The sequence below is a fragment of the Streptomyces sp. NPDC091376 genome (assembly GCF_044757085.1).
In the GTDB taxonomy this organism is placed as follows: Bacteria; Actinomycetota; Actinomycetes; order Streptomycetales; family Streptomycetaceae; genus Streptomyces; species Streptomyces pratisoli.
Map to the genome: position 1 here is coordinate 410,509 of NZ_JBIVUF010000005.1, position 13,207 is coordinate 423,715.

9 protein-coding genes and 1 pseudogene are annotated in these 13,207 nt (G+C 68.8%); 4 read left to right on the plus strand and 6 right to left on the minus strand.

Annotated features, from left to right (window positions below):
- Positions 1-280: 280 nt before the first annotated feature.
- Positions 281-418: pseudogene (locus ACIQMR_RS14040) on the plus strand (methyltransferase); the annotation flags it as partial.
- Between the two features lie 81 nt (positions 419-499).
- On the opposite strand, the gene ACIQMR_RS14045 reads toward ACIQMR_RS14040, so the two are convergent.
- From ACIQMR_RS14045 to ACIQMR_RS14060, 4 genes are all read right to left on the minus strand, one after another.
- Complete coding sequence (locus ACIQMR_RS14045; protein WP_401385653.1) at positions 500-877, minus strand: hypothetical protein; 378 nt, start codon at positions 875-877, stop codon at positions 500-502.
- Positions 878-1,242: 365 nt separating this feature from the next.
- On the minus strand, positions 1,243-3,651 hold the full coding sequence (locus ACIQMR_RS14050) for a SpoIIE family protein phosphatase (protein ID WP_401385654.1): 2,409 nt from the start codon (positions 3,649-3,651) through the stop codon (positions 1,243-1,245).
- Positions 3,652-4,147: 496 nt separating this feature from the next.
- Positions 4,148-4,864 carry a two-component system response regulator gene (locus tag ACIQMR_RS14055; protein ID WP_401385655.1) on the minus strand — a complete coding sequence of 239 codons (717 nt, stop codon included), beginning with the start codon at positions 4,862-4,864 and terminating at the stop codon, positions 4,148-4,150.
- On the minus strand, positions 4,861-9,123 hold the full coding sequence (locus ACIQMR_RS14060; RefSeq protein WP_401385656.1) for a HAMP domain-containing protein: 4,263 nt from the start codon (positions 9,121-9,123) through the stop codon (positions 4,861-4,863). Before ACIQMR_RS14060 ends, ACIQMR_RS14055 begins: the two co-directional genes overlap by 4 nt.
- 158 nt (positions 9,124-9,281) lie before the next feature.
- Here ACIQMR_RS14060 and ACIQMR_RS14065 point away from each other — a divergent pair, with 158 nt between their 5' ends.
- Positions 9,282-11,129, plus strand: a complete 1,848-nt coding sequence (locus tag ACIQMR_RS14065; protein WP_401385657.1) for a SpoIIE family protein phosphatase — start codon at positions 9,282-9,284, stop codon at positions 11,127-11,129.
- Positions 11,130-11,281: 152 nt separating this feature from the next.
- Here ACIQMR_RS14065 and ACIQMR_RS14070 read toward each other — a convergent pair whose 3' ends face one another.
- Positions 11,282-11,461 (minus strand): hypothetical protein, encoded by a 180-nt coding sequence (locus ACIQMR_RS14070; RefSeq protein ID WP_401385790.1) that lies wholly within the window; start codon positions 11,459-11,461, stop codon positions 11,282-11,284.
- A 238-nt stretch (positions 11,462-11,699) separates the two neighbouring features.
- Between ACIQMR_RS14070 and ACIQMR_RS14075 the strand changes: the two genes are divergently transcribed.
- Entirely contained in the window at positions 11,700-12,059 is a 360-nt protein-coding gene (locus tag ACIQMR_RS14075; protein WP_401385658.1) for a hypothetical protein, read from the plus strand.
- Between the two features lie 286 nt (positions 12,060-12,345).
- Positions 12,346-12,588 (plus strand): DUF6411 family protein, encoded by a 243-nt coding sequence (locus ACIQMR_RS14080; RefSeq protein ID WP_401385659.1) that lies wholly within the window; start codon positions 12,346-12,348, stop codon positions 12,586-12,588.
- A 206-nt stretch (positions 12,589-12,794) separates the two neighbouring features.
- Here the strand turns inward: ACIQMR_RS14080 and ACIQMR_RS14085 are convergent, their stop codons facing one another.
- Positions 12,795-13,148 carry a hypothetical protein gene (locus ACIQMR_RS14085; RefSeq protein ID WP_401385660.1) on the minus strand — a complete coding sequence of 118 codons (354 nt, stop codon included), beginning with the start codon at positions 13,146-13,148 and terminating at the stop codon, positions 12,795-12,797.
- Between the last annotated feature and the right edge of the window lie 59 nt (positions 13,149-13,207).

A 13,207-nucleotide genomic window follows, 5' to 3' on the forward strand; every position in this document is an offset into this window, starting at 1 on the left:
TGTCCCCACCCACGGGAAGAGTGCGGGTCCGGCGGCCGACGACGACCGAAGCCACCTGGGACCGCGGATACACCACCGGGGCCGCGTGCGCGGCCACGCTTCCAGCGTCGCCGCCCTCGCGCGGCGGCGGCAGGGGCCGAGGGGCCCAAGCGGGGACCGAACGGCCCTGGCCCTGCCCCGGAGCGCGGAGCGCCGTTGCGCACGGAGGCCCGGGCGCCGCACGTCCAGGTGACGACGACCCGAGGTCCTGCGGTGGTCACGGGCATCCGGACATGAGCGCGCTCCGGTCCGCGGCGAGTACGTAGACCTGGTGGCCGAAACGGCACTGCCCACGGGCGTCACGGCCTTCGACACCGGCACGGGCACAGGCGTGCTGTCCGCCGTCCTCGCCCGCCGTGGTCTCGTACGGATCGCGGCTGTCGCCAGGCTGCTCGGCAGGGTGTGTCGCCACACCGGAGGTAGGCCCAGGTCGATGTCACGTGTGGCGGGACACGACCGTTCAGGACTGCGGCGCCTCCGGCGCGTGGTCACTGTGTCCGCACACCCAGGCGAGGGCGTCGTACACTCCACGGCTGTAGTCCCGCGGGCCGGGTCGGCTGGTGGGGTCCTCCATCTGGACGACGGCCGCGTCCGCCTCGGCGGTCAGGGTCTCGAGGTCCGGGGCGAGATCCGCCTCGCCTGTCGCGGTGACCGGCGAGTGCTGCGCGTATCCCAGGGCCCAGCGGTAGGCCGCCGTCGCACCGCTGGAGAACTGAGGGGACGGGCCCTGCTCGGCCGTCGCGGATATCAGCTGCTTCTGAGCCAGCTCGACGTCCGTGTAGGCCCTGATCCCTACCAGTTGTTCCTCGCTCTGCCGTGTACTCCCGTGACTGGTCATACCCGCGCGCCTACCCTGCTCGGGCTGCGTGATGTCCGGTGCCGTCGGCCTGTTGTGCGAGGCTCGGGCGTCGACATCTCTGCGCGAACGCCGGGTACAGGCTCTTCGGCGCGGCGAAGCCACTGGGTGCCCACCAGGCCGTCGGACTGAGCCCGGTTCCGGCAGGGCGTCCGACGATCTGGATCCGAGTGAGGTGAACGTAGGCAGACGACGGGCAGAGCCCGCGCCATGCCCGATGAGCGGATCGGGAGCGGGGCGCAGGGAGTCAGAAGGGGAGAGGTCTCCGTCTGCGGGCACGATGCCGCCTTCGGGCGGCAGGACCGTGCGTAAACCGGCGAGGTGGTGCTGATTGCTGCCTGCTGCGCTCAGCCCGGCATCTCGCCCTGGACTCCGGCGGAGGCCTTGGGGATGGCCAGCTCGGCCCAGATCGTCTTCCCGGTGGAGGTGTACCGCGTGCCCCAGCGCTGAGACATCTGGGCGACGAGGAACAAGCCGCGGCCTCCCTCGTCGTCCCGGCGCGCCCGCCGCAGGTGTGGTGCGGTCTGTGCGCTGTCGGAGACCTCGCACAGCAGGCAGCGATCCCTGATCAGCCTCAGCACGACCGGTCCTGTGGCATGGCGAATGCCATTGGTGACCAGCTCGCTCACCACGAGTGAGGCGGTGAACGACAGCTCGGACAGGCCCCAAGCCCCCAGCTGGCGCTCGGTGAGCTCACGCGCCTGAGCCACCAGCGCCGGGTCGGACGGCAACTCCAGGTCCTGCACATGGTCGGCGTCGAGCCGCCGGGTGCGGACGAGCAGCAGCGTGGCGTCGTCCACCTGTGGTCCGGGCGGCAGGGCCGACAGCGCCCGGTCACACAGTTCCTCCAGCGGGCATCGCTGCCAGGTGAGTACCTCGGCCAGACGGTCGATCCCGCTGTCGATGTCCTGGCCTCGGTCCTCCACGACGCCGTCGGTGAAGAACGCCAGCACGCTGCCGTCGGAAAGGTCAAGATCGACGTCCTCGTACGGCAGGCCGCCCAGCCCCAGCGGCGGTCCCGGCGCCAGAGCGGACATGGCCACCGAGCCGCTCGCATCGGCCACTATCGGCGGGGGATGGCCTGCGCTGGCCCAGACGCACCGGCCGCTGACCGGGTCGTAGATTGCATACAGGCAGGTGACGACCATCGCCTCGCTGTTCGGCCCGTCGTCCGCGTCGGGCTCCGATTCCTGGGCCACCAGGTCGTCCAGCCGTGTGAGCAACTCGGCCGGATCCAGGTCCAGCAGAGCAAGGGTCCGTACGGTGGAGCGCAGTCGGCCCATGGTCGCGGCGGCGTGCATACCGTGGCCCACCACGTCACCTACGGTCAGTCCCACTCTGGCTCCGGACAGCGGGATCACGTCGAACCAGTCGCCGCCCACGCCCACGCGGCTGTCGGCAGGCAGGTAGCGGTACGCGACGTCGACCGCGCTCTGCTGAGGCAGATGCCGCGGCAGCAGGCTTCGCTGCAGTACCAGGGCTGCCGCGTGCTGGCTGGTGTACCGGCGGGCATTGTCGATGCCCACGGCGGCCCGCTCGGCCAGCTCCACGGCGAGTGTCTGCTCCTCGGGGCCGAAGGGGTCGGGATTGCTGTTGCGCCGGAAGGTGACAAGGCCCAGGACGGCCTCGCGGGTGACCAGCGGGACGAACAGGCAGGAGTGTGAGGCGGCCGCCACCGCTTGGCCCGGTGCCTCGCCCGGGGAGGCGCCGACGACACAGCGGCCGGTGGCAAGGCTCATGGCCTGCGGTGACGAGGGTGGGTAGGACACGGGGCTGGTCCGGAACTCTTCCGGTGTCCGGCCGTGCATCCGCAGCAGACCGTGTCCCGGCGCCGAGCGCGTCGGCGGCTGCCGTCCCTCGATGACCGCCGGGGGCAGATCGACCAGCACCTCGTCGGCCAGCTGCGGTACCGCCACGTCGGCAAGTTCCGCCGCGGTGCGACGCACGTCCAGCGAGGCACCGACGCGCTTTCCGGCCCGCACCAGGAGCGACAGTCGTTCCTGGGCGCGATAGCGCTCGGTGATGTCCAGGGACTCCTCGAACAGCCCCAGCGGTTCGCCGCGGGCGTCCAGCATCCGGTGGTAGGAGCAGGACCACACGTGCTCGCGCACCGGGTCGGCGGGGGCGCGCCCGCGATAGTGCATGCCGACGATCGGTTCCCCCGTCGCCAGCACGTGATCCATCACCTGGTCCTCGTCCGGGGGGTGGTGGCGCGAGATGAACTCGCCTTCCGGAAAGAGGTCCGAGGCAGGCCGACCGGTGTACTGGGCGATCCCTCCGAGCTCCAGATCGGTGGAGACGTTTCCCCAGACGACGCGCCTCTCGGTGTTGAAGATCGTCAGGCCCACGGATGACTCGGTCGCCAGGCCCTGCAGCATCGCCAGTTGCGACTCCCAGCTGCGGAGCGCCTCCAGCTCGGCAGCGACCACGACGACCGCGGCGCCGTCTTGGTGTGACAGCGGGCTGAACGTCACTACAGCGCGCACCGTGTGTCCGTCCCGATGGCAGAGGTCCAGGACGATGCTGCGGGTCTTGTGCGCCTTGCAGAGGGCAGACAGCCGCTGCCCGGAGGACGTCGCCAGCAACAGCTCGGCCGGCCGGCCGAGTACCTCCTCAGGAGAATGTCCGAGGAGGCGCTGGGCCGAGGAACCCCACCCGACGATGCGGCCTTGGTCGTCCAGCACCGCGGTGGCGGCCTTGTTGGGGTCCGAAGGACTGTGGAAATCGACGTTGGCCGCATTCGGAAAACGATCCATGACACGGCTTCCCTCCGTGCTCCCCCAGGATCCCGTGCCGCACGACGGACGACAACCGCACGCGACCTCCCTCTGATCACATGAGGTGACCGTTGAACACCTCCCGTGACCCGGACCGCCTGCAGCGGCGGCTCGCTGCTCGCCGCCGTCACCGGCGCGCCGGCGGTAGCGAGCGCGCCAGGCGGAGGGCCGCGTACGACGTGGGGTGGTGCCAGGGCCGACCGGATGTCGCGTCCCGCCCGGTCCAGGCGTCCTGGTGGATGGGGCCCGCACATATGCGAGGCGGTCTGCGAACCCTGTCGCACGGTGGCGCATTGCGGAAAGCACCCGGTGGGCTTTCGCTCGGAGGAAGCGGCTCCGCCGGCACACCGAGTGTGCCTCGATCATGAGCAGTTGCGCGTCACGGCCGGGGTGACCGTCTCCCGGGGGGAGGGCATGCGGACCGGCGTGGTCGCCGAAGGTCAGTGCATCCGTCCTCCGGTGGCTGCCCCCGACGTCACTCGGACCTCAGGCGGAGGCTGTCGACGGCTCGTTCGAGTTCGGCGACGCGGTCGGCGAGAGTGGGTGCCTCTGCAGCGTTGGTGTCGCGGAGCAGGAGTTCGATCTGTGCCAGCTGTCCGCCGATCTCCGCCAGCCGTTCCTCGGTCGGTGCGGTCGCGGTACGGGGTGTGGACTCCGGCGGGCGCGGGCCGTTCTCGCGGTGTTCGGCAGTGGCCTTGGCCTCGGCCGGCTCGGGACGGCCCCTGGGGGCGGGGGTGGTCCTGGCCTCGGCGAAGAGACGCCGCAACTGCTCGGCCTGGGCGGCCAGTTGGCGGTTCTTTCGATGCAGGTCGAGAAAGATGCCGACCTTGGTACGGAGCAGCCACGGGTCGAACGGCTTCGTGAGGAAGTCCGCGGCGCCGATCGAGTATCCGCGGTAGGCGTAGTCCGTCTCGACCTCGGCCCCGGTCAACAGGATGATCGGCACGTCTTTGGTCTGGTCCAGACGCTTGATGTTCGCGGCGGTCTCGAACCCGTCCATGCCGGGCATGAGGACATCGAGCAGCACGACGGCGAAGTCCTGCCGCAGCATGGCTTTCAGTGCCTCTTCTCCGGAGTGGGCGCGCACCAACTCCTGGCCGAGCGGGCCGAGCAGGGCTTCGAGCGCGATCAGGTTCTCTTCGATGTCGTCGACGATCAGGATGCTGCACTTTTCGGTCGGGTGTGTGGTCATGGCGTCCGCCTCGACGGGTCTTCGGCGTTGTCCTCGGCGACGTCCGGCGCCTGCTCGGGCCGCGGATCCGCGGAGCCGCCCCGCGGGTCGAGCAGATCGCAGGCCACGGACAGCAGGTGGTCCACATCCACGGGCTTCGGAACGTACTCGGAGGCGCCCGCTTCGAGCGCCTTCTCCCGGTCGCCCGGCATGGCCTTGGCGGTCAGTGCGATGATCGGCAGTTCGGCGAAGCGGGGGGAGCGCCGCACAGCGCCGATCGTCTCGTAGCCGTCCATCTCGGGCATCATGATGTCCATCAGGATCAGCGAGATGGAGGGATGGCGGTCCAGCATCTCGAGACCTTCGCGTCCGTTCTCGGCGTACTTCACGGTGATGCCCACGCGGCCGAGCACATGCATGAGCGCGAAGACGTTGCGGATGTCGTCGTCGACGATGAGGATGGTGCGCCCGTCCAGTACCTCGCGCGGACGACCGGTGATCCACTCCTTGAGCCGAGTTGTTTCCGCCCAGCTCGTCGTGTCCCGGCCGGTGGCCGCTGCCGCCATGCCGTCGGGGAGCTCCGGGACGCTCGTCGGCCGCGGCTCCGGGGGAGCGGCGATCGGGCCGGCCGGCAGCAGAGGGACCGGCGGCGGCGTGGTCTCTGCTGCCGGGGCGTCGGGCATCGGCGGGGGTTCGGCCATCGGCGCGGTCGCCGCGGTGTGGCGCGCGGGCACGTACAGCGTGAACCGGGAGCCCACGCCGGGTTCGCTGTCGGCGACGATCCGGCCTCCGAGCATGCCGGCGATCTCCCTGCTGATGGAGAGCCCCAGCCCGGTGCCACCGTACTTGCGGCTGGTGGTGCCGTCGGTCTGCTGGAACGCTTCGAAGATGACGGTCAGTTTCTCCCGCGGGATGCCGATGCCGGTGTCCTTGACGCAGAACGCGAGGATCGGTTCGCTCGTCGGCAGTCCCTCCCGCTCGATCTCCTGGCCCGTTGCCCGCTCGACGCGCAGCTCCACGCTGCCCGACGAGGTGAACTTCACCGCGTTCGACAGAAGGTTCCGCAGAATCTGCTGGAGCCGCTGCTCGTCGGAGTACAGCTCGCCCGGCACTCCGTCGCCGACCGTGACGTCGAAGGACAGTCCACGCTCGCTCGCGAGCGGCCGGAACATGGCATGCACGTAGTTCAGCAGCTTCGTCAGCGGCAGCTTCCTCGGATGGACGTCCATCCGGCCCGCCTCGATCTTCGACAGGTCCAGGATGTCGTTGATCAACTGGAGCAGGTCCGATCCCGACCGGTGAATGGTGGCCGCGAAGTCCACCTCTTGTTCGGTGAGATGCCCGTCCGGGTTGTCGGCCAGCAGGCGGGCCAGGATCAGCAGCGAGTTCAGCGGGGTGCGCAGCTCGTGCGACATGTTGGCCAGGAACTCCGACTTGTACTGCGACGAGGTGGCCAGCAGGGCGGCCTTGTCCTCCAGTTCCGCGTTGGAGCGCCTGAGTTCCGCGGTGAGCCGCTGGGACTCCGACAGCAGTGCTTCGGTGCGTGCGTTGGAGAGGATCGTGTTGATCGAGACGCCAATGGTGTTCACGAACTGGTCGATGAAGGCCAGGTGGACCTCGCTGAACTTGCTGAACGAGGCGAGTTCGATGACACCGAGCACTTCGTCCTCGAACAGGATCGGCAGGATGACGATGCTGGTCGGCGGTGCCGAGCCGAGCCCGGACTCGATGCTGATGTACCCCGGCGGGACCGCGTCGACGAGGATGCGCTTCTTTTCCAGGGCGGCCTGGGCGATCAGTCCCCGCACCGGCCTTCCGGTATCGGGGTGTGTGCTGTCGCCCGGCCCTTCGGCGCTGCCGTAACCGGCGATGAACTGCAGGCCCCGGCCGGGCTCGGCGCCGGCCTCCGCCAGGAAGAAGGCCCCGAACTGCGCGTTGACCAGCGGGGTGAGTTCACGCAGGATCAGGTCCGCGACCTCGACCAGGTCGCGGTGGCCCTGCATGAGACCGGCGATACGGGTGAGGTTCGACTCCAGCCAGTCCTTGGCCCGGGTGGTTTCGCGGAGGTTGGAGACCATGAGATTGACGTTGTTCTTCAACTCGTTGACCTCGCCGCTGGCCTCGACCGCGATGGAGCCGGTGAGGTCGCCCTGGGCCACGGAGCTGGCGACCTCGGCGATCGCGCGTACCTGCGTGGTCAGGTTGAGGGCGAGTTCGTTGACGCTGGTCGTCAGCCGCTTCCAGGTGCCGTAGACACCCTCGACTCGTGCCTGGCCGCCCAGCTGGCCCTCGCTGCCGACCTCCCGGGCCACGCGCGTGACCTCGGCGGAGAACGAGGACAGCGTGTCGACCATGGTGTTGATGGTCGTCTTGAGTTCGAGGATCTCGCCGCGCGCGTCGACGTCGATCTTCTTGGACAGGTCTCCCTGGGCGACGGCTGTGGCGACCTGGGCGATGTTGCGGACCTGGGAGGTGAGGTTGTCGGCCATGAAGTTGACGTTGTCGGTGAGGTCCTTCCAGACGCCGGAGACACCACCGACCTGGGCGCGTCCACCGAGTTGTCCTTCGGTGCCGACTTCGCGGGCCACCCGGGTCACCTCGTCGGCGAACGCCCGCAGCTGATCGACCATCGTGTTGACCGTGTCCTTCAGCTCCAGGATCTCCCCGCGGGCGTCCACGGTGATCTTCTTCGAGAGGTCCCCGTCGGCGACGGCGGTGGTGACCTGGGCGATGTTGCGGACCTGGGAGGTGAGGTTGGACGCCATGAAGTTGACGTTGTCGGTGAGGTCCTTCCAGACGCCGGAGACGTCCCGGACGTGTGCCTGGCCGCCGAGTTGTCCTTCGGTGCCGACTTCGCGGGCGACGCGGGTGACCTCGTCGGCGAACGCGGAGAGCTGGTCGACCATCGTGTTGATCGTCGACTTCAGTTCCAGGATCTCGCCCTTCGCCTCCACGGTGATCGTCTTGCCGAGATCTCCCTGGGCGACGGCTGTGGCGACCTGGGCGATGTTGCGGACCTGGGAGGTGAGGTTGTCGGCCATGAAGTTGACGTTGTCGGTGAGGTCCTTCCAGACGCCGGAGACGCCGCGGACCTGGGCGCGTCCGCCGAGTTGTCCTTCGGTGCCGACTTCGCGGGCGACGCGGGTCACCTCGTCGGCGAACGCGGAGAGCTGGTCGACCATCGTGTTGACCGTGTCCTTCAGCTCCAGGATCTCCCCGCGGGCGTTCACCGTGATCTTCTGACTCAGGTCGCCGGTGGCGACGGCGGTGGTGACCTGGGCGATGTTGCGGACCTGGGAGGTGAGGTTGGACGCCATGAAGTTGACGTTGTCGGTGAGGTCCCGCCACACGCCGGAGACATCCCCCACATGTGCCTGGCCGCCGAGTTGTCCTTCGGTGCCGACTTCGCGGGCGACGCGGGTGACCTCGTCGGCGAACGCCCGCAGCTGGTCGACCATCGTGTTGACCGTGAACTTGAGCTCCAGCACCTCACCGGTGGCGTCCACCGTCACGTGCTGGGTGAGGTCGCCCCGCGCCACCGCTGTCGTGACAACGGCGATGTCCCGGACCTGCGACGTCAGCCGGGACGCCATCGTATTGACCGACTCGATCACCTGGCGCCAGTCACCGGACAGGCCACGCACATGGGCGCGGCCGCCCAGCCGGCCTTCGGTGCCGACCTCGCGGGCCACCCGGGTGACCTCACCGGTGAACAGCGAGAGCTGGTCGACCGTGCGGTTCACGCAACGCGCCAGCCGCCGCAGATCGCCCCGTAGCTCGCGGCTGCCGTCGTGCAGGTCGATGCGCTGCGTCAGCTCCCCGTCAGCCACCGCGTCCAGGACGCGCGTGGCGTTCGACACCGGAGCCACCAGGGCTTCGAGCAGCGTGTTGGCCGAGTCCACGCCCGTCACCCACGAGCCCTGCCCCGGGCTTGCCGAGAGCCGCTCTCCCAGCCGGCCGTGCCGTACGACCTCGCGCTGGACCCGCTGCAGTTCGCTGACCAGATGGTCGTTGCGCACGGCGATCTGATTGAGCATGTCGGCGATCTCCGTCAGGACCCCTTCTTCGACGCCGTCGACGCGGACGGTGAAGTCACCATCGCGCAGTGATCGCAGACCGTTGAGCAACGGACGCAAGGCGTTGCTACGCACCCATGCCTCGCCGGGGGGCGCGGTGGAGAGAGCGATTCCCGGGGCCTCGGGTGGGCCCGCGGGCTCCGCTGACGCGGGCGGCTCCGCAGCCGTGAACCGGCGGTCGGCCGGAACCGGGTCGAGTGTCATGGCAGTCCACCCCTATCCTCGACCTGGGCAGATACGTCACACTATAAGTGTTTGGCGAAATATCCGATCAAAGATCCTTTGGGGCATGAATGGTTACGGTGCCTCCAAGGTCGGCTGTGCCGTCTGGAGCGCTTCTGATATCGCGACCGGACAGGTGCGTGTCGCGTACAACGCTCCAGGCGAACCAGCGGGCCGCCTCAGAGGCGCGTGCTTTTGTCCGCGCGGCCCTCGCCGAGCAGGCCGCGGCGGTCGTGGACGCGCCCCAAGCGATCACCGAGGAGTTCGAAGAGGTCAGGGGGGACGCCGAACTGCTCGTCAGCGAACTGGCCACCAATGCCGTCATGCACGCCGGGACGGACATCGACGTCATCTGCTCGCTGGAACAGGGCCGGAGCCATGCGCGTCCGCAGGAGGAGTGCCCCCCGGCGCCGACGAACGACGAGGACGTATCCGTCGCGGTGATCATCGAGGTGACCGACCGCCACCCCACCCGGGCGCTGCGCCCCCACGAGGATCTGCCCGGCCGACGGGGCCTCGGCCTGCGGATCGTAGGCGCGCTGGCCACGTCATGGGGGGTGACCTACGACCAGGACCGGAAGTCGGTGTGGTTCCGCCTGGAACTCGCGGGGCAGGCGCACCGCGAGGCTCCCGGCCCCACGGCGTCTCCCGGGAGCGCCCCGCGGGACTCAGGGACGGTCTCATCGGTACCGGCCGTCGGTCGTAGCGGGCTCATTGCCGAGTGGCCCCACCAGGCGGGACCCACCTTCCTCGCCGAGGGCAGCGAGCTTCTCGCGGGCCAGCTCGACGAGGATCTCGTGGCCGCACTGGCAGGACAGCTGCTGGTGCCCCGGCTGGCCGACTGGTGCGGCGTGTGGCTGACTGTGGCGTGCGGCCGCATGCGGCTGTCCCAGGTCTGGCACGCCGAAGAGTGGCGTATTGACGCGCTGCGACACGAGCTGGCGAGAGAAATGCCGCCTGCCATCCTCAGCACTGCGAGCATCCCGTGGCCGTGGCCGGAGACCGCCGGGGACGCGGGGGCGCGCGGCTCGGCACTGGCGTTCCCCCTGGTCTCCGCAGGTGCCTGCCAGGGGATGCTCCTCCTGGGCAGGTCCGGGCAGCTCCGCATGACCGACAACCTGGCGAACGTGGTGCAGGACGTGGCGCGGCGGATCGCGCAGTCGTTGGTCACTGCCCGCCGGTACACCCGGCAGAAGTCGATCAGCCGGGCGCTTCAACGCAATCAGCTGCCCCGGTTCCTGGCCAGCATCCCGGGCGTCGAGACGGCGATCGTCTACGAACCGTACGGCGAGGGCCAGACGGTCGGCGGAGACTTCTACGACCTGTTCCCGATGGGCGAGCGCCGTTGGGGCTTTCTGCTCGGAGACGTGCAGGGCAAGGACCCGGAGGCGATGTCGGTCACCGGTCTGGCCCGGTACCTGGTGAGACTGCTGGCACGTGAGGGCCACGGCGTCGAGTCGGTGCTCCGGAGGCTGAACGCGGCCATGGTGGAGGAGAGCGCGGAAGCCGTCGTGAACGGGGGCGAACGGGCCCGCCCGCGGTTCTTGAGCATGCTGTACGGGGAACTGCAGCTCGGCCCTCGCACCGAGGGCCCCCACTGCACGATCGCCAGCGCCGGACACCCGCTGCCCCTGCGCCTCCTGACCGACGGCTCGGTGGTGGCCGCGGCAGAACCTCGGATGCTGCTCGGCATCGACGACAGCGCGGAGTTCGAGGCCGGCTCATTCAGCCTCGCTCCGGGTGAGACGCTGCTGTGTGTGACCGACGGTGTCACGGAGCGACGAAGCGGTCACCGGCAGCTCGATGACGGCGACGGCCTGTCGGCGGTGCTCCGCGAATGCGCAGGGCTGGGAGCGACAGCCGTGGCCGAGCGCGTCCGCCGGACGGCGCACGACTTCGGTCCCGATCCGGTCGAGGACGACCTCTCGGTCCTGGTGCTGCATGCGCTGCCCGTGACGGGCGCGAAAGCGGACACCGAGGAGCACTGACCTGGATGGAACACCGGAAGAAACGACCTCTTCGCCGTGCGCTGCGAAGGGCGCCTCACGTGTACCGACATGAAGACGGGGCTCGACGGAAGGCTGTTCTCCGCTGAGCCCCGATCTCTACACGGCGCGCCGGCGTGCCGTGACTGCTTCGCCTAGAAGTAGTGCTTGCGCCTACCGACTGTGCGTCCAGTCGCTCCGAGGATCCAAAGGATCGCGCCGACCAAGATGAGTACGCCGCCGACCGTCGTCAGCAGCGATACGCCCAGCAGCAGCCCAATGATGAGCAGAATCAGCCCAAGAACAATCATCATCACTCCGATTCGTCGCGTCACTTCGACGTGTGAACCTGCTCCTTGGCAGCCCGCAGCGTCCCGTTTCCATCGGCTTCCTGACCGGATCGGGTGCAGTTCCCGCCAACCACGCTCGGCGGCTGTCGGGCGGCCTGTGTCGTGCTTCCTCCGCGTGCCCCGCTCTCGACCGCTCATGCACATCGGATCTCTGCTTCTTGTCAGGTCGTCGTCTCCTGCCAAGGCAGGCCGCCCGGGACTGCGGTGGGGCTAGGGTCGCGGCATGAGCACAGTGGACCCCCTCCTGAAGAGGCTGACCGACCGCGTGGAGCAGGAACAACTCGCCCTGCCGATCACCCTCGTCATCAACGGCACCACCATCACCGGAGAGGTGGTGCCACACGTCGTCTGGGCCAAGCACATCGCCGACCAGCTCTCCCGGTCCGAGAGCCGGGCGAGCATCTTCGCCACCGACTTCGAGTGGGAGCAGGACCAGCCCGAGCACGACGGCAACTACCTTCATCTGAGCGGCGGCAAGGTCGTCAGCGCCGGCACCGCGTACCCGGAACACGGTGGGCTCTTCCGTATCGGCGTCGACGCGGTGAGCGGGTGGTTCCTGGGGGAGATTCAGGTCCACCCGTAAGGTCGGCACGCGCTCCCGGCCTGCGGTAATCGGCCTCGGTGGCTCCCGAGTCGCGTCGCCGCGCCGCATGAACGCGTGTCAAGGCGGTATCTGCTCGTCCGGGCGGGATTCGGAGGCATCCCCTTGAGGCCTGCACACGGCGAGGAAACGTGAGGCCGCGGTGCCCGGTCCGGCACGGGCTGAGCGGCGCGGCGACCGTATCCCTGGGACGGGCGGAACGAGCCCGGCGCATGTTCCTGAATCGGTAGGGCAAACGGAGGGACACACCTCAACTCAGGGAGCTTCCATGATGCTTGTCGGGATCATTGCCGTCTGTATCGTCCTGGCCGTTCTCGCCTTCTTCGTGCCTCGCCTGTCCCGGCACCCCGAACGCGGCACCCAGCGCACCCTGGGAGCCGGATCACGCGCCGGCGCCAAGGCCCCTGGCATCCTGGGACGGATCTTCAGCAAGCCCTTCCGCAGCAGCTCGAAGGCCGTGGGCCGTAGCGGTTCCGCGGGCCGTCGTGCCCGAGGTCGCATGCCGTTGTGAGGCCATCGGCTGCCGGACCCTTCTCACCTGCCTGCTGCAGGACAGGCGGCGAGTGCTGATGGTCTTGGTGGCAACGACGGAGCGTAGAGCGAGGTTGACGACAACCCTTGAGTTCATTGAGGACTTGGCGTCGTCTGAGGTACGTGTGAGCCGTGGACGCGGCGAAACAAGAGGAGGGCCGGACTGCTGTTCCCTCTCGTCGCCTATCAGCTCGGCTTGCTCTGCGTCGTTTCGGCGAAGGCCAGCCCTTGCAGGGCGAGTCGTTGGGTTTCGTATCGGCCTTCGGTCGTGGCCTCCACATCGAACCCGTGCGCGATCTGTGGTGGGTAGCCGATGAGTTCGAGCGCCCGGCTGGGCAGCGCCTGCCGGGATGCCTCTTCCGACTCCCACAACAGCACGGCTCCCCACCGGTTGGTGTCAGGATCGGAGAGCCACATCTTGAAGCGAAGCCCGGGCACCTCGGAGAACGCGGCGACGGATTCCTCACGCAGGTACTCACGCATGGACTCGATGGTCTGTCCGGAGGCGGACAGGTCCCACCAGACGATGTCGGCACGCATAGTGCCCCTTTCTTTCGAGAACGGATCCGGGTGTCAGCCGGCCAGGGGCACGCGGTCAC